A 16,616-nucleotide genomic window follows, 5' to 3' on the forward strand; every position below is an offset into this window, starting at 1 on the left:
TGCGGTTTATAACGCACCTTTGATATAAGGATAAGCCAGATTCAGCATCAGGGGTTGTGCTTTCGCATTTGGATGGATCTGGTCGTTCTGGATCAAGTGCTTCTGTCCTGCGACGCCGTCAAGAAAGAACGGCAGTAATTTCACTTTATATTGCTGGCTGACCAACTTGTAATTATTTTCAAAGGCCTTGCTATAAGCGGTGCCATAATTCGGTGGTATTTTCATCCCAAACAATAAAACATGGGCTTTCTGTTTCTGGCTCAACTGCACCAGCTGGGCAAGATTGTTTTGAATCATGTGCGGAGGCTGACCGCGTAAGCCATCATTGCCCCCCAGTTCAATTACCACCACTTCCGGGCGATAGGTTTGTAATAATTTTGGCAGTCTGGCCAGTGCACCACTGGTGGTTTCGCCGCTGACACTTGCATTGACCACCTTGTGCTGTTTCGGATACTGTTGGTCTAAACGTTGTTGTAACAAGTGAACCCAACCTTGTTTTGCATCTATGCCATAACCCGCGCTCAGGCTATCACCTAAAATTAAAATAGTCTTTGCTGAAACCAGTGTCGGAATCAAGCAGACACTGATCATTGCAAGCGTTTTAGATACTGACAAGATAACTTTAGATATTTGCATTGCACTTCAAATTTGTCCTAAAGGATACGTGACATCATGCCACAACCGATTATTTCTGCCCAAAAAGTTACACAAAAGATTCAAATTAATCAGCAAAGTTTAACGATTTTAAAAGAGATCGATTTGGAAATTTATCCAGGCGAACAGATTGCCATTACCGGTCGTTCAGGTTCAGGCAAATCAACCTTATTGGGCATCCTGGCAACGCTTGATCGTCCCAGCGCCGGGGAGTTATGGGTATGTGGGCAGGCAGTGCACAGCTTGTCTGAAGAGCAGCGCGCACAGGTTCGTCTGGAAAATATCGGTTTTGTATTTCAGTCTTTTCAGCTATTGCCGCAGCTCAGTGCACTGGAAAATGTCATGTTGCCCTTACGCTTACAACCTGACTTTAATTTCAGGCAGGCAGAACAAAAAGCATTGGCCTGGTTAGAACGGGTTGGGCTAGTACGTCAGGCCCAGCAAACACCGAAAGTGCTCTCGGGTGGGGAGCAGCAGCGCGTAGCCATTGCACGTGCTCTGATTGCAGAACCAAGAATTATTTTTGCCGATGAACCGACAGGTAACTTGGATGGACAAACGGCTGAAGAAATTGAACAGCTATTATTTGAGTTAAATAAAGAACTAGGCACAACCTTGGTGCTGGTGACGCATGATCAGGATCTGGCTGCTTTATGTCAACGTCATGTCAAACTGGCAGATGGGCAGATTCAGGACATCGTCAAGTTTGGAGAGGACCTATGAGTTCAATGCTTAAGCCTCTCTTACTGCAAAGCTTTCGTACGGGAGGCTTGTATTTATTAATCATTGCCCTTTCTTTAGCGATCAGTGCGACCACAGCCCTTAAGTTTAGTAATACCCAAGTCCAAAATGCCGTAACCCTACAGGCCGCTGAAATGTTGGCTGCGGATCTGGTGCTCTACGATAAGGACCCGATTCAGACCGAATGGTCACAGCAAGCCCAAAAACTGGGTTTGCAACAGGCAGCGGTGACGGTATTTAGTTCGATGGCGCATACCTCGGATCAGTTTGTGATGGTCAATGTCAAAGCGATTGATGCGCATTTTCCATTACGCGGTGAACTTGAAATTCAGCCCAAGTCACAAGGCCTGCAAACTGGACAAGTCTGGTTGAGCCCGCGGGCCGCTGATCTGTTACAGGCGAAAGTAGGGGATCAGGTTGCGATTGCGGATGCTCAGTTTAAAGTAAGCGGGATTATTGAACACGATGCTAATCAGGAGCTTGGCTTTTCCGGATTTTCGCCGACAGTGATGATTCATCAGGCCGATATTGCCAAAACCCATGCCGTGCAAGTGGGCAGCCGGATTGAGTATCGGTTATTGATGGCTGGGCCACCTGAACAGGTTAAGGCTTTTAAACAGGTCTTCAGGCAACAGACTCATCCTGAATCGGTGCACGACCAGCCCGATGATCAGCAAATGGGAGAGGATGAACAGGCTTCACTGAAGTTACGCGATGCCAGCCAATCCAATACGCGCTTAATGAAACCGATTGAAAATCTGGATACCTTTTTACAGCTTGCCAATTTATTAACCATTTTGCTGTGTGGTATTGCGATTGCCTTGACCAGTCAACGTTATGTGCAACAAAATCAGGATCATATTGCCCTGATCCGCTGTCTGGGGGCAAGCAAGAGACAGATTTTGCTGGCTTATCTGGCCTTGCTTGGCATTGTCAGTGCTTTGTCGATTGGGCTGGGCAGTCTGATCGGGATTGCTTTAGGCTATGGTTTATTGCAGTTGATGTTACAGCTGATTCCACAATTACAATTGAGCTTTGCACTGGCTGATTTACTGTTTGCTTTGCCAGTCGCCATTTTTACCAGTGTGATGGTACTGATCGGTTTTATCTTGCCCAGTATCTGGGAGTTACTCAATACCCCTCCGATTCGGGTGATCCGTCAGCAGGAGCGTTCACGTAAATCGTATATCGCCATGTTTGCAGTCGGTATTGCCAGTCTGGTGATGTTTAGTCTGGTGCTGAGTGATAATTTGCAGTTAAGTCTATGGGTGTTGGCCGCGATCTTGATGTTATGTGCGGTGCTTTTTGCCGTGATCTGGTTGCTGTTAAAAGCAATCAAGCAGCTCAAGCATCCGATCTCTGCCTATGTACGGATTCCGCATCAAACTACACTACAGATTACTGCTTTGGCTTTGGGGCTGAGCCTGATTACGGTCTTGAGTGTCTTAAGAACAGATTTATTGCAGCGTTGGCAGCAACAATTGCCAGTAGGGACACCGAACCAGTTTGTTTATGGCTTACCGCCATTTGATATGCCGCAATTGAAACAGCAGCTTGAGCAGAATCAATGGTCGAGCACCCCGCTTTATCCGAATATTCGAGGCCGGTTGGTGGCAAAAAATGGTCAGCCTTTTGCAGCAGAACTGGTCAAGCAAAATAATTCGTTGCGTCGTGAACTGAATCTCACCCAAGCCGCAGAGTATCCGAAAGATAATCTGATTACTGAGGGCAATCCACATTTTACCCAGACGGGGCAGGTGTCGGTAGAAGCCAAACTGGCAATGGAACTTGGAATCAGGATCGGCGATCAGCTCAGTTTTAGCTTACCCGAAGGGCCGTTGAATGCGACGGTCATCAATCTGCGGAGCGTGGAATGGGAAAGTTTTAGCCCGAATTTTTTCTTTATTTTTTCACCGAAAACCATGGATGAAAACGCAGGCAGTTATTTAGGCAGCTTCTATGTGCCGCCAGCGGATCAACCGAAAATGGTGCAATTGATTCAGCAATTTTCCAACACGGTGTTTATTGATGTCGGGCGTATTCTGGAAGAGGTGAAACGTCTGGTCAATGTTCTGGTGCAGATAGTCACCGTTCTGGCTCTGCTAGTAGGGTTATCGGGGGTACTGGTACTGATTGCCTGTTTAAATGTGCTGATGGATGAGCGCCGTAAGGAGGTAGCTTTATTGCGCTCCTTTGGTGTCGCCAAGCATAAATTAAAACGCATGCTCAGTCTGGAAATCGGTTTTATCGGTCTGTTGGCGGGTGTGGTGGCCTGTCTGTTTGCAGAGGTGATCAGTGCGATTGCCAGTTACAAGATGCAAATGGCGATTCAGTGGCATGCGGAAATCTGGCTGATTCTACCATTGAGCATGCTAGTGGTATGTACGCTGATCGGGCGCTATCGTTTGAGTTACTTATGCGATATTCCACCCTTACAGAGTTTAAGAGAAATGAACCAGTCTTAAAAAGTAAGCTGGTTCTGACGCAGGATTTCATTCCACAGTGGATTGAGTCCTGTACTGAGTTGGGTGCAATAAAAATAGAATGCATAGAGCAGTAAGCTGCCCATCATCATAGCAATGGCTTGAGCCAGTGCTTTTCTTGGCGTTTTCTGGCTGAAATACCAGGTTGCGGCCAGTAATGCTCCCATCAGCATGCCACCAATATGCGCGGCATTGTTAATGCCTGAAACGGTGAAACCGAAGACCAGGTTAATCCCCATCACCATGAGTAATGATTTTTTATCCAGCAAGAAGCGTTGCTGTGGCAAAGGGGGAAACAGGGAAATGACCGTAAGTGCTGCACCGAGTCCCATCACTGCACCGGATGCGCCTGCACTGATATGCGGGAGTAATTTCGGGTCAAAATGTTGTAACAGCGCGTAGCCATCGCGGATGCTCAGATAACTGGACAGGACACTGCCCATCAGGCCAGCCAGAACATACAAAGCGATATAATAGCTGCGACCAAATAATTGTTCTGCCACACTGCCAAAGATATACAGTGCCCACATATTTAACATTAAATGGATCAGGCCAAAGTGAAAAAACATACTGGTGAACAAGCGTTCAGCCTGCCCGGAAAAGGTGAGCGGGGTAAAATCTGCGCCCCAGGCGATTGCATCAACAGGGGCAGGGTCGGTAATATTCACCCCTGAAAGAATCTGCCAGCCAAATAATCCGACATTGACCGCGATTAATAACGCAGTAAACCACCAAGTTTGTATGTGCAATTTTTGGTTGATTTGTGGTGGAGTCGTTTCAGTCATATGTTTAGGCTAGTGATTGATATAAAAAATAGCTTAGCATGAATTTATTGCATGATGGAGTGATGCACTTTAATGAAAGCCTTTTTAGCACGCGCAGTAATGTTGATTATCGGCGTCATTCTACTGATCCAGCTTTGGATTTTTAGTAGTCTGGTCTGGTGGCGTACCCATCCGGTCAACACGACCATGTTTATGCGTTGGGACTATTTTACCGACTTTAAACCGATCAAGCAGGAATGGCGTGACTATGACAACATCAGTGATAACTTCAAACGCGCAATTTTAGCGGGTGAGGATGCCAAGTTTATTCATCATCATGGCTTTGACTGGGCAGGGATTCAGTTTGCGCTAGAACGCAATAGTGAAAAAGGTGAATTGGTGGCAGGTGGTTCAACGGTGTCGCAACAGTTGGCAAAAAACCTGTTTCTGTATAATAAACGTTCTTTCATTCGCAAAGGCCAAGAAGCGGTGGCAACCTGGATGATGGAGCGCATGTGGTCAAAACGACGCATTCTGGAAGTGTATATGAACTCGGTTGAGTTTGGTCAAAACCTCTATGGGGTTGAGGCGGCAGCTCAATTTTATTATGGCAAAAGCTCTAAAAGTCTAACCCGGGAGCAGGCTGCATTTTTAGCCGCGCTGTTGCCCAATCCAAAATATTATCAAGACAACCGCAACGACCGTAAGCTGCAATATCGGAAGCGCGTGATCCTAAAATATATGAACGGTATACAACTTCCGCAATAATTCGCCTAATTCTAAAAAAAAGCCCAATATTTTGGGCTTTTTTACCAAATTGACATAATTTTGCAGCATACTTAAATCATCACTTGATGAATGATAAAGCAACAAGGTTGGGTATGAATACTGCAGTGACGACAACAACGCCAATAGAATACAGTTACAACGATCGTTATATTAATCGAGAGCTATCGATTCTCGATTTCCATCTACGCGTATTGGAACAGGCTGTCGATCCACTTCATCCATTATTAGAGCGGATGAACTTCCTTTTGATCTTTTCACGCAATCTGGACGAATTCTTTGAGATCCGTGTTGCGGGCATGATGGAACAACTGACCTTGGGCAACGAAAGCCGCACGCCAGATGGCTTGACCCCAAAGCAGGTTCTGGAACAGATTTCTAAAACCACGCATGCTGCAATTGAACGCCAGTACCGCATATTAAATGAAGAAATCCTGCCAAAATTACGTAAAGAAGATATCTGCTTCCTGCGTCGTGGCGAATTAACACCGGCACAATCGGCCTGGATCAAGAAATATTTCCATGAACAGGTGGCACCTGTGCTTACGCCTATCAGTCTGGATCCGGCCCATCCGTTCCCGCGACTGGTCAATAAAAGTCTGAACTTTATTGTGACGCTGGAAGGGAAGGATGCGTTTGGTCGTCAAATTGATCTGGCTGTCGTACCTGCGCCACGTTCATTACCGCGTGTAGTCCGTTTGCCTGATGAATTGACCGATGGTAAAGAACATCACGTGATGCTTTCGGCGATTATTCATGAACATATTTCTGACCTATTCCCGGGCATGACCGCAACTGGTTGCTACCAGTTCCGTGTCACCCGTAATGCCGATCTGGCCTTGAACGAAGATGTTGAAGATTTGGCCAAAGCGTTGAAAGGTGAGTTGAGCTCGCGTCGTTTTGGTCGTGCAGTACGTCTGGAAGTGACCCATAACTGTCCAAAGCATATTTATGAATATTTGCTTGATGAGTTTGACCTCAACGAAGAACAGCTTTATCGCGTTGATGGTCCTGTTAATCTGGCACGTTTATTGTCTAACTTTAAACGTCCACATTTGCGTTATGACTCGCATACGCCTGTGATTCCAAAAGCCTTTAAAAAGTCGGAAAGTATTTTTGCAGCCATGCAAAAGCAGGACATTTTATTGCACCATCCTTTTGAATCCTTCGCGCCTGTAATTCAACTGTTGCGTGAGGCTGCACGTGATCCGCAAGTACTGGCGATCAAGCAAACCCTGTATCGTAGTGGTGCAGACTCAGAAATCGTACAGGTGCTTGCCGAAGCTGCACGGAATGGAAAGGAAGTCACAGCGGTGATTGAATTACGTGCCCGCTTTGATGAAGAATCCAATATCGAAGTGGCCAATGTGTTGCAGGAAGCGGGTGCCGTGGTGGTGTATGGCATCGTCGGTTATAAAACCCATGCCAAAATGATTCTGGTGGTACGCCGTGAAAATAATAAACTGGTGCGTTATGTACATTTAGGTACAGGCAACTATCATGCAACCAATGCCCGTATTTATACTGACTATGGTTTAATGACTACAGATAAAGACCTGTGTGAAGACGTGCATCGTATTTTTCAGGAATTGACCGGCATGGGTAAAATGGCCAAGCCGAAAAAGTTACTGCATGCACCATTCACTTTACATGCGCAGTTGATTAATTATATCGATGACGAAATTGCCAATGCCAAAGCAGGCAAAGCTGCACAAATCATTATTAAAGTAAATGCCTTAACTGAAGTTCAGTTGATTAATAAATTGTATGAAGCCTCACAAGCAGGTGTGCAGGTAGACCTGATCATTCGTTCAATCTGCTGTTTACGTCCGGGTTTACCGAACCTGTCGGAAAATATTCGCGTGCGTTCGATTGTCGGGCGTTTCCTTGAACATACCCGGGTTTATTATTTTAGTAATAATGGTAATCCACGTATTTACGGTTCAAGTGCTGACTGGATGGATCGTAACCTGTTTAACCGTGTTGAAGCCTGTTTCCCGATTGAAGAGCCGACCTTGAAAAAGCGGATCTATCAACAGGGTTTACTCAACTATCTCAAAGACAATCAGCAAGCCTGGCTGTTACAAGGAGACGGGGTGTGGGAACGTGCACAACCTGTAGAAGGTGAAGCGCCACACAATGCCCAGCAGACCTTGCTGGAAGCCATTAAATAACCTGATAAAGTAAAAAGCCGCCCCTGATGGGACGGCTTTTTTATCGGTAAAATTTAGTTGGTTTTTATTTCCAGAACCAGTTGATTGACAAGATCTGCTGCCTCTAGCTCTCTGATTTGTGCCACATTACTCCCAGCCCAAAAAGCGCCATAACTGAAATCATGCTGTACACTGGCAATGCTCATTAACTGCTTCGCCAAGTCATAGGTATATGGGTATTGCGGGGTTGCAGGACGATTCGGTGTATCAATCTGGGTATGCCAAGTCCCAATCAAGCCACGTGCCGGGCGACCGGAAAGACTGGCACTGATCTGGGTAATGCTTTGATTGAACAATGCCTTGCGGTAGGCGGCATTGGCACTGGAACTTTTACATTGCACAAAGGCAGTCCCTAGCTGGACTGCTGACGCGCCACGATTCAACATTTCCTTGGCCTGTTCGCCATTCATGATCCCGCCAGCGGCAATCACTGGACGATCGCAGTGGGTGGCAATTAGTTGAACCAGATCACTGGTTTTAATTGCAGCATCAAAATGTTGATTGAAAATCCCGCGATGCCCACCAGCTTCAATGCCTTGCGCAATAATAATATCAATCCCCGCTGCTTCAATCGCTTGAGCTTCAAGTAAATTGGTTGCAGAAACCATCGTGATGATACCTGCTTGCTTCAAAGCCTGAATTTGATGCGGATGAGGGATACCAAAGTGAAAACTGACCGCCTTGGGACGGGTTTCCAGCACTACATTCAGGAAGTCATCATTGTCTAGAAAGCTTGGATAAATACAGTGAAGTGCGGTTGGGGCTTCTGCAGCAAACTTCTCAAATTGAGGACGGAGATAATCAATCCATTGTCGGGCAATTTCGGGATCAAGTTGTTCAGATTGATGGCAAAAGAAGTTGACCTGAAAGGGATGATCGGTCAATTCTTGCGTCTTCAAGATTTGTGCTTTGGCTGTTTCAGGGGTATTGGCCCCCAGGCCTAAAGATCCGAATGCACCTTGATTCGACACTTCAGCGGCAAGTTCCGGTGTGGAAACCCCAGCCATTGGCGCAAGTAAAATCGGGTGTTTTATTTCTAATAATTCTAAAATCGACATGATCAATGACTCATTGCATTTTTAATCACCTTAACGTAAAAACAAAAAGGCTTGCAAATAATAATCGCTATTTAATTATTGAATATAGGCACTATTTTGCATGGTACTGCATCTCTGTTTAAATCGGGGTGACATTAAACAGGGAACCGACCCAACTGGAAAATGCCATAGCCAGAATTCCCCATAAGCTAATCCGCAGACTGCCTTTCAGCATGGAGGTGCGGGCAAAGTAACTGGACAATGCACCCAACAGCGCCAATGCAATAATCCCGGTAATTAACACAGCTGATGCAATCCAGCGGTCTGGACTGAGCAAGATCGCTAGCATGGGGAGGGCGGCACCACAAGAGAACGATGCGGCAGAAGAAAGCGCCGCCTGAACGGGATTGGCGGCGGTATTTTCATGGATGCCAATTTCATCCCGTGCATGCGCACCCAGCGCATCATGCTCGGTCAGTTGTTTGGCCACCTCATGTGCGAGTTCCGGATTTAAACCGCGTGAGATATAAATCTGGGTCAGTTCCTTGAGCTCTGCATGCGGGTTGTTTTCCAGTTCGCGAGCCTCAAATCGCAGGTCTGATTTTTCAATATCTTCCTGAGATTTGACTGAAATATATTCGCCTGCTGCCATAGAGGTCGCACCAGAGATCAGTCCCGCGATACAGGTGATCAATAAGGTATGCGAGCTGGCACCACTGGCTGCCATCCCCATAATCAGGCTGGTCACCGAAATGATGCCATCATTGGCGCCGAGTACAGCTGCACGCAGCCAGCCTGAGCGCTGCATGACATGAGGTTCTGTATGATGTGAAAAAGACATAATTCTACTCGTTTAAATCTATTTAATCTGTTCAGGCCTGGTTTTATAAGGGCTCAATTGTCTGTAAAATTCTATTGTTGTTTCATAAACTTAATCTATTATAAATTAACTTATTTTAACGATAGCATAACGATGATTTGGTTATCATATGTGAACAATTTAACATTTTAAATGCGAATAAGCCCTTCTTGCCATAGGCCCTATTGTGAGTATTTTTAGTTGAGATTTGCGATGAACAATTCCAAAAATAAGCTGCTGAGTCATACACTATTCATTTTGGGGCTAATCTTGCCTGTACAACAGGTACTGAGTGCCGAGCCTGAATTTGTGAAGGAAGGGGATGCGGCCTATAAACCCGGTAATCCAATTTATGACCGTTGGGACAAGTTTTACAAGCTTGAACAAAGCCAGCCGGAAGAAGCTGAAAAAATCCTGCTTGAATTGGGGCAACTTACGCCACAAGACCTTAAAGTCTGGAAAAGCCTGACTTATCTGCAAATCCGTTTGAACAAGCAAAATGAAGCCATCCAGAGCGTGCGTAAAGCGGAGCAGCTTGCTCCGCAGGATGAACAGCTGAAACTACAGGAAGCCTATTTACTCAACCAGCAAAAAAGAAATAAAGAAGCGTTGGTGATCTTTAAAGATTTATCGGCTTCATCTGATCCGGAAATGGCGAGCAAGGCACAACAAGCAGTCCAGAATCTCAGTGCTTCAGCCGTCCCATCCACTTTTAAAGATGTCTACTTTGCGCCTTCTTATGAGTCGCGTTATGACGACTTCATTTTCCCATTGAAAATGCGATATGGTAAAAATCTGGATAATGGTCGGGCGCAAGTGTATGGCTTTGTGAACCTGAACCGTGATACCAAATCGAAAGGTGGGGTGCGTCCCGAGATTATCGACGAAAATGCGGTAACCGTCGGTGTTGGTGCAAATTATCAGCCGTGGCAGTCAATTCCTGTGCGTGCCTATTTAGAGGTGGGCGGAAGTTATGATCTGATTGACCGTAATCGCGATAAGTTCCGTGAAAGTGTGGTCGGTGGTGTCACTGGCTATCAGGAATGGTATGCCAATCCTGCGGTTGAACAACGTAGCATCTGGAATGATTATTTCACTGATTTATACGGTAATGTCGCGAGTTACTCACGAGAAGACTATAACGTTATTGCTGACCTACGATTGCGTTCGGGTTTTAATCTCTACCGTGGAGAAGCGGGTACCGTACAGGCCTATGGCAAGCTACATACTTTAGCGGATTCGGAAGGTGAAAATTACAATAACCTATTTGAATATGGTGCGGGTGTTGCATGGCAGCCATTTAACTATGTGCCGGTAAAACTACGCGTTGAGCGCTTATACGGGCATTATTTCAAAGATGCGCTGGCCGATGGAATGGATCGCTATAACAACACGCGCACGGAACTGGTTTTTTATAAGAGCTTCTAGTCGTGCGCGTATGTACCATGAGGGTTAGGAGCTAGAGCCGTATTTCAGTTTGTACCATAATGCCACGGCATAAACAGTCATACGGTTCATATAATGCGGACCGTCAAAAATATATACTTTTTGTCCTTCATAGGCCTTGAGCTGTTCAATCACTTCCCATGGATAAGCTGAGCGGAATTGGCCTGCTTTTACCGGGCGGAACGCTTCTAGCACAATCACCACCTTATCTTTACCAAACTCTTTTTGAAGATCTTCCAGAATAACTTTTGCCTGTTTGGGAGAGCGGATACCTACGCCCACACCATCTTGAAAAAATACATGGGTATTGTGCGGTAACCAGCTTTTTAGCCAGGTGTCCAGGTGTTCAGGAGACTGTTCGGCACTGTAGATGCTGACCCAGACGGGTTGAGGTAAAGTGGCTAGAGCTTGTGCCAAGACTCCCACACCTAGCCATGTTGGATCTGCCTCAACAGGAAAATAATAGCCTTTTAAAGGAATCGACCGGGTTTTTTCAATGATCTGTTTAGAGTGCTCAGCCAGTTGCAGGACATTGGAACGGGCCAGCTTTTCATCATATTCACCTGCCAATCCCAAAATAATATGTTGAGACCACGGCTGTTGTTTGAGCTGTTTAAAGTTAAGGGTCTTATCCCAGGATTCAAACCCCATGTCATGATCAAACCATGCTTTGGATTGTACCGTTGACCATTGTGGCACAAAGGTCGAAACGCCGAGTAAATCCCAATTGCCTGAGGGCGGGGTAGTTGCCAAATCCGGTTGCCAAAAGATTCCTTCAATTTGGGGAGGTTGCACATCTGTTTGAAAGAAATGCATACACCCCCCTAAACTCAATAAGGCGGATAAGGTAATCGTTTTTAAAAGTGTCGCTTTAATCTGCCTTATTTTTAGCATTCGGTCGTTTACGCCAGTACCAGAGCAAAATTGCAAGGATCATGATAGCAGAGATTATAACGACCAAGATAAAGAATGATGATTGCTGTACCAGCGGTGCTTTCTGGTTACCCACAATAATTTTTTGTAAAATAAAGACTTGTCCATTTTCTGCCACCAGTATTTTGCTGGCATTATTTGGAATGTTGGTCTGAATTTTCTCCCAGAGCTTGGTAAAGTTCTGCGCGCCTTCAATTGAGTCGGTGATGACATCGAAGCGTTGATCATGGAAACTGACCAGAAAGCCGCGTGCAGTTGCTGGCGCATAGAGAATATCTTTATGCATCAATACTTGTTGACGGTAGATATTAGGATTGACCTGGACATTTAAAAGTTCCGGTTTGGCAGGATCAAACTTGACCAGATTCAAAGGGACAGGATCATTGGTCATCAGCATTTTTTTTGCCACCTGACTCATGATCATGGCAATTTCCAGACTGCCAGAGTTGCCATCAATCGCAATGGTGGGATGAGTGGCAAAACTCATGGAAAGCGAAGCGACACCATTTTTGAGCTTATGCGGCAGTTTTACAGTCGACTTTTGTGTATCAATCCAGAGTGAGCCTTTGGCGGTTGGTAAACATTGTGAGTTTACGATGACCGAGTTTTCTAGCTTGAGGCTAAAGTTGGTGTTATTGGAAATGGTTTTAGCGAAATAGTTAAATTGCCGGTTGACTGGATCAGAATCCAGATTCGCCGTTTTTAAGCTTCCTGCCAAGCCCCCATCAATCCAGGTGGTGATATTGGAGCCTTCCAGTAATCCGCTTTGGACACGCAGAGCAATCTGTCCCTGTAGAATATCCGTCGGTTGCCAAACGGCAGGAAAGTTTAAGAACAGGTTTTTTTCAGCCTGATTTAAACGGAAATCGCCAATGCCTAAGTCAGCAAGAGTTTTAATCTGTTTGATCTGTGCCCAGGCCGGCGATGCCAGTTTATTTGGAAGGTAGGTGGATGAGGTATCGAGCTGCTGCAAATAATTTGGATTTAATAAGCCGTTAATCGCAGAGACCAGCTTTTCAGGATTATCATATTGAATCCGTAAAGTCGGTACCTCATTTTCAGCACTGATCTGTACCAGGGTCCCATTCGGTAAAGGCGTTGCAGATTTTGCAATTTCAATAAAAAAGTTGGCTGGCTGATTTTCTGGTGCATTTTGTTCATACCACTGGATCGGGGTGACTGAACTCCATGCACTGATTAAACGTCCCAGCATCGACGCTTCATTGATATTGGCTGGATTATATTTCAGTACGCCAATGAAAGGCGTTGGGCGTACGACCTGTGGATTAAATAGGGCATCGGGTAAATCTTTTAAACGGTAAATTGGCCGATGGCGCATGTAATCAATTTTTGAATTACTGAGGTAGGTCACCTGATCTACATCTTCACTACAGAAGGTGGTTCGATCGGCTGCCGGTGAGGTGGTCGGCGAGTATTGCTGCAAGATGAAATCTAGACGGTGAAAGCCACTCGTGGTCGCTGGTATATTAAAGTTCAGCGTTCCATCACCATTTAAGGTGGTGTTGTAAATCAGTTTGTCATCAAATTTCACCAGCAAAGTGGTGAAATGTTCAGTCGAATATTCACTGCTAAACTGTATGTTTTGCCATTCTGAGCCTTTACCCACATAAAAGAAATGCGGTTCAATCGTGTATTTGTTGGAAGTATTGATATTCTCAAATGTCCAGGTATTCAGTGTGTCCGCAGCGCTCAACACGGGCAAAGAAAACGCTGCACTTGCGACCAGTATTTTAAAAATCTGATGATGTAATGGATTCTTTTTCATTTATTTTTTCTCCTTGCTGCGCTCAGTTTTGTACCATTGTAGTGAATTCCCCTGTATCTTATTTTTCAGCATGTCATAGGCCGCTTTAAATACGATAAATAGAAACACCTGTGAATAGGTGATATACGATAAAACCGAGAAGAAATAGAGTTGAGGTTTGGCTCTTTCTAGGGATAAGGTAAACCACATTTGTGCGACGTATAGACAGAACGATAAGCCCCAAAGCAAGGTAAATGGACCAGGAACAGTGATCCCGGCAATACCCAGCAGGCCCAGGGTTAAAGTAATGTGACTCCAGATCAGTGCAGGCACAAACAGGACATAACACATAATATTGTTAAAAATTTCAATGCCGATCGGGAAGGGTTTTCTTAACGCAATCGGTAAATATTTGCTGGTGACATAGAAGTTTCCTTGAGTCCAGCGGGAACGTTGCTTCACAAACACACTGAGAGAGGGCGGATCTTGTTGCCAGCCGACAGCATAAGGCACCCATTTAATGCGGCGTTGACCCAGAAAAATCCGGAAACTCATCTCGGTATCATCAACCAGAGATTTTTCGTCAAAACCACCTAGTGTTTCCAGCGCATCACGCCAGATCACATAATTGGTTCCCATCAGGGTGGAAAGCTCGAAACGCTGCCAACGTCCCCCTTGGAAAATCCATTGAAAGAAAATAAATTCAATGGCAATAAATCGGGTCAGGATACTGTCACGCCAGTTACGTGTCCGTACCTTACCATTGACGGCGACCAGTTTTTTATCTGCCAGTAAGGTTTGTGCCAATAAACGTACACAGTCCGGCTCTGGGGTACTATCTGCATCATAGACCACAATTAGTTCACCTTTGGCATGCGGAAGACCGTTATTCAAGGTACGGGATTTCCCTTTACCGCCCATGCCTTTGGGGACATTGACGATTTTAATGCAGGGGTAAATCGCTGCCATACGTTCGGCAATTTCTAACGTATTGTCTTTAGATCCGTCATTGATCAGTAAAACCTCATAGGCATGTGCCGGATAGTCCTGCTGGGCAATGGCGTGTAGGGTATCCTCAATCACCACGCCTTCGTTGTAGGCTGGAATCAAGACACTCAATACAGGCCAGTGTTCTGGGACAGGCATGTTTTCCAGTTCTTTGGCGGCATTTTTGGAATATTTCCATGCCTGAAAACTGAGCCATGCCCAAAAGGCTTGTGGAATCCAGATCCCCAGAAAACCAAATAGGAAAAGAATATCAATTGCGGGCATTTATTCTTCTCCTGCGAATGATAGAAATGATCAAGATCAGGAGTAGACCTCCGCCCAAAAGCAGGGAAATCCAGGAAATAGAGCTACCGAAGGTGCTGAGTAAACTTGGATACTGTGCTGAATAGACATAATCCAGCGGAATCACGACCGTGCTCAACGCAATCAGTAAATAACCAAAAATATTGGTTTCCACGCCATCCGTTGTACTGGTGTATTGAATATTATTGATGTCCCATGAGATCCCCAGATGTGGATATTCAATATTATTGACAGGCATATCTGCTGGAGGATTAATCACCACCTGATAACCCGAAGCTTGTGAGGGATCGGTGATGACTTGATAAAAATAATGTTGGTGTTGCTGAATTTTACGTGCAGGAATACGTAGCTCATTTGGGTGATCAGATTGAATCAGATAACTACCCGCTGGTTGTGAAATCAGATTCTCATCCCAGCCTGTTTCAATCAGCGCAGCGAGAGGCCTGAGTCCAATTGCTGTTGAAAAGGTGGCTTTGGCAGCAAAATACTTGGAATGTTGCATTTGATAGAAGGCGACAGGAATTGCGCCCTCATTCACGGCTTTTTTAATTTTATAATATTTAATCGCGCTAAAATATTCATTGGGCAGGATAACGCCAGGTTTTATTCCTTTATCAATGAGCCGTTTAAAACTTTCAGATTCAATCTGATCGGAGGTGAATACTGGCCACCATGTGGCAGGTTGCGGGAAGAGTGCCGCGATATTTCTGGGTAACTCGGTTTGAGGGTTAACCTGATTGTGTGCAGGCTGGATTGAGCAGTGATAATACTGCTGATAAAACTGTTGTAAGGTGGTGTCTGGAAAGTTGGAGGTGGCGACCAGTAAACCACAAATATTAAGCAGTACTGACATTAGGGCACCTCTTGATCTTGAGGACTCAAATATTCAGTATGCTGTTCAATTTTGAGCTTTAATACCGTGAGTTCCTGAAGCTGTTGAATAAATAGAGGATAGACCTGATGTTCCTCGACAATGGGTTCATGAATGACAATACTTTTAATTTGGCTCAGCTCTTCATTAATAAAATGGTAAATGACGCTGTCTCTCTCTGTTGAGAGAATTGCCATGATCTTATTCTGTGTTTCTTTCCAGATATCTTCACCCAACATTTCCCGAATCAAAACGGTATTGTCGATCTGGGTGGTAATAATCTTGTAATGATCTTTTTGGGTGAGTTTCAAGAGCTTCTTTAATTCGCCCTGAAAGTGTTTTAACGCAGTCAGTGGCAAAATATCATGTTGATAATTACGGTCATAACTTTGAATGGCGCGGAAGGTTTTAAGCGCATTCTGGATATTGTGGCGAATGGCACTTAAAAAAATCGGGGTAATCGGCAATACAAACAGGAGCAATAACTGGCGTTCTACATAGGTTTGATTGGCTAGGTCGAGGAGGAAGTAAACTGCAACCCCAATGAAGGTGATTAACCCCAGAATGATGGCCAGACCTACATTTAAAAATGCGCCTGCAATCAGCAGAATGAGTAGGAAAACCCAACTGCCCCGATAACTTGCTGGTAACCACTCATATGCGACGATGCCCATAAAAACATGGGCTGAGATAATCCATAAGACGAGTGCTGAAGCCGGATTTTTCTGCATGATATTTTTAGTTTTAATAAAT

The 16,616-nt window shown here is 45.1% G+C and carries 14 protein-coding genes; 5 read left to right on the forward strand and 9 right to left on the reverse strand.

Annotated features, from left to right (window positions below):
- Positions 1-6: 6 nt before the first annotated feature.
- Positions 7-630 (reverse strand): arylesterase, encoded by a 624-nt coding sequence (locus ACNQO6_RS13095; RefSeq protein ID WP_171070975.1) that lies wholly within the window; start codon positions 628-630, stop codon positions 7-9.
- Positions 631-672: 42 nt separating this feature from the next.
- Between ACNQO6_RS13095 and ACNQO6_RS13100 the strand changes: the two genes are divergently transcribed.
- Together ACNQO6_RS13100 and ACNQO6_RS13105 are read left to right on the forward strand one after the other, a co-directional pair.
- On the forward strand, positions 673-1,377 hold the full coding sequence (locus ACNQO6_RS13100; RefSeq protein WP_440209250.1) for an ABC transporter ATP-binding protein: 705 nt from the start codon (positions 673-675) through the stop codon (positions 1,375-1,377).
- Complete coding sequence (locus tag ACNQO6_RS13105) at positions 1,374-3,860, forward strand: ABC transporter permease (RefSeq protein ID WP_440209251.1); 2,487 nt, start codon at positions 1,374-1,376, stop codon at positions 3,858-3,860. The genes ACNQO6_RS13100 and ACNQO6_RS13105 overlap by 4 nt, the downstream gene beginning before the upstream one ends.
- On the opposite strand, the gene ACNQO6_RS13110 is transcribed toward ACNQO6_RS13105, so the two are convergent.
- Positions 3,857-4,663, reverse strand: coding sequence for a rhomboid family intramembrane serine protease (locus tag ACNQO6_RS13110; protein WP_440209252.1), 807 nt, complete (start codon positions 4,661-4,663; stop codon positions 3,857-3,859). The two genes, ACNQO6_RS13105 and ACNQO6_RS13110, sit on opposite strands and share 4 nt — an antisense overlap.
- A gap of 72 nt (positions 4,664-4,735) precedes the next feature.
- Here ACNQO6_RS13110 and mtgA point away from each other — a divergent pair, with 72 nt between their 5' ends.
- Both mtgA and ppk1 read left to right on the forward strand, forming a co-directional pair.
- On the forward strand, positions 4,736-5,410 hold the full coding sequence (gene mtgA / locus ACNQO6_RS13115; protein WP_343579570.1) for a monofunctional biosynthetic peptidoglycan transglycosylase: 675 nt from the start codon (positions 4,736-4,738) through the stop codon (positions 5,408-5,410).
- 113 nt (positions 5,411-5,523) lie between these two features.
- Complete coding sequence (ppk1, locus tag ACNQO6_RS13120) at positions 5,524-7,602, forward strand: polyphosphate kinase 1 (protein WP_440209253.1); 2,079 nt, start codon at positions 5,524-5,526, stop codon at positions 7,600-7,602.
- A 53-nt stretch (positions 7,603-7,655) separates the two neighbouring features.
- Here ppk1 and ACNQO6_RS13125 read toward each other — a convergent pair whose 3' ends face one another.
- Together ACNQO6_RS13125 and ACNQO6_RS13130 are read right to left on the reverse strand one after the other, a co-directional pair.
- Positions 7,656-8,699 carry an NAD(P)H-dependent flavin oxidoreductase gene (locus ACNQO6_RS13125; RefSeq protein WP_440209254.1) on the reverse strand — a complete coding sequence of 348 codons (1,044 nt, stop codon included), beginning with the start codon at positions 8,697-8,699 and terminating at the stop codon, positions 7,656-7,658.
- A gap of 118 nt (positions 8,700-8,817) precedes the next feature.
- Complete coding sequence (locus tag ACNQO6_RS13130) at positions 8,818-9,519, reverse strand: VIT1/CCC1 transporter family protein (protein ID WP_440209255.1); 702 nt, start codon at positions 9,517-9,519, stop codon at positions 8,818-8,820.
- Between the two features lie 231 nt (positions 9,520-9,750).
- On the opposite strand from ACNQO6_RS13130, the gene ACNQO6_RS13135 reads away from it, so the two are divergent.
- Positions 9,751-10,965: a tetratricopeptide repeat protein gene (locus tag ACNQO6_RS13135; RefSeq protein ID WP_440209256.1), complete on the forward strand. Its 1,215-nt coding sequence runs from the start codon at positions 9,751-9,753 to the stop codon at positions 10,963-10,965.
- A 24-nt stretch (positions 10,966-10,989) separates the two neighbouring features.
- On the opposite strand, the gene ACNQO6_RS13140 is transcribed toward ACNQO6_RS13135, so the two are convergent.
- The 5 genes from ACNQO6_RS13140 to ACNQO6_RS13160 are packed head-to-tail and all read right to left on the reverse strand — an operon-like array spanning position 10,990 to position 16,594.
- On the reverse strand, positions 10,990-11,877 hold the full coding sequence (locus ACNQO6_RS13140) for a hypothetical protein (protein WP_440209257.1): 888 nt from the start codon (positions 11,875-11,877) through the stop codon (positions 10,990-10,992).
- Complete coding sequence (locus ACNQO6_RS13145) at positions 11,855-13,702, reverse strand: hypothetical protein (RefSeq protein WP_440209258.1); 1,848 nt, start codon at positions 13,700-13,702, stop codon at positions 11,855-11,857. The genes ACNQO6_RS13140 and ACNQO6_RS13145 overlap by 23 nt, the downstream gene beginning before the upstream one ends.
- Complete coding sequence (locus ACNQO6_RS13150) at positions 13,703-14,953, reverse strand: glycosyltransferase family 2 protein (RefSeq protein ID WP_440209259.1); 1,251 nt, start codon at positions 14,951-14,953, stop codon at positions 13,703-13,705.
- A complete protein-coding gene (locus tag ACNQO6_RS13155) occupies positions 14,940-15,845 on the reverse strand; it encodes a hypothetical protein (protein WP_440209260.1) in 906 nt (301 codons plus the stop codon). Before ACNQO6_RS13155 ends, ACNQO6_RS13150 begins: the two co-directional genes overlap by 14 nt.
- On the reverse strand, positions 15,845-16,594 hold the full coding sequence (locus ACNQO6_RS13160; protein WP_440209261.1) for a hypothetical protein: 750 nt from the start codon (positions 16,592-16,594) through the stop codon (positions 15,845-15,847). Before ACNQO6_RS13160 ends, ACNQO6_RS13155 begins: the two co-directional genes overlap by 1 nt.
- Positions 16,595-16,616: the final 22 nt, after the last annotated feature.

The sequence above is a fragment of the Acinetobacter calcoaceticus genome (assembly GCF_051947995.1).
Classification (GTDB): Bacteria; Pseudomonadota; Gammaproteobacteria; order Pseudomonadales; family Moraxellaceae; genus Acinetobacter.

Bases quoted from the DNA above. Each gene is read 5' to 3' on its own strand.
- ACNQO6_RS13100 (WP_440209250.1), top strand. From the start codon at position 673: ATGCCACAACCGATTATTTCTGCCCAAAAAGTTACACAAAAGATTCAA.
- ACNQO6_RS13105 (WP_440209251.1), top strand. From the start codon at position 1,374: ATGAGTTCAATGCTTAAGCCTCTCTTACTGCAAAGCTTTCGTACGGGA.
- ACNQO6_RS13110 (WP_440209252.1), bottom strand. From the start codon at position 4,663: ATGACTGAAACGACTCCACCACAAATCAACCAAAAATTGCACATACAA.
- mtgA (WP_343579570.1), top strand. From the start codon at position 4,736: ATGAAAGCCTTTTTAGCACGCGCAGTAATGTTGATTATCGGCGTCATT.
- ppk1 (WP_440209253.1), top strand. From the start codon at position 5,524: ATGAATACTGCAGTGACGACAACAACGCCAATAGAATACAGTTACAAC.
- ACNQO6_RS13125 (WP_440209254.1), bottom strand. From the start codon at position 8,699: ATGTCGATTTTAGAATTATTAGAAATAAAACACCCGATTTTACTTGCG.
- ACNQO6_RS13130 (WP_440209255.1), bottom strand. From the start codon at position 9,519: ATGTCTTTTTCACATCATACAGAACCTCATGTCATGCAGCGCTCAGGC.
- ACNQO6_RS13135 (WP_440209256.1), top strand. From the start codon at position 9,751: ATGAACAATTCCAAAAATAAGCTGCTGAGTCATACACTATTCATTTTG.
- ACNQO6_RS13140 (WP_440209257.1), bottom strand. From the start codon at position 11,877: ATGCTAAAAATAAGGCAGATTAAAGCGACACTTTTAAAAACGATTACC.
- ACNQO6_RS13145 (WP_440209258.1), bottom strand. From the start codon at position 13,702: ATGAAAAAGAATCCATTACATCATCAGATTTTTAAAATACTGGTCGCA.
- ACNQO6_RS13150 (WP_440209259.1), bottom strand. From the start codon at position 14,953: ATGCCCGCAATTGATATTCTTTTCCTATTTGGTTTTCTGGGGATCTGG.
- ACNQO6_RS13155 (WP_440209260.1), bottom strand. From the start codon at position 15,845: ATGTCAGTACTGCTTAATATTTGTGGTTTACTGGTCGCCACCTCCAAC.
- ACNQO6_RS13160 (WP_440209261.1), bottom strand. From the start codon at position 16,594: ATGCAGAAAAATCCGGCTTCAGCACTCGTCTTATGGATTATCTCAGCC.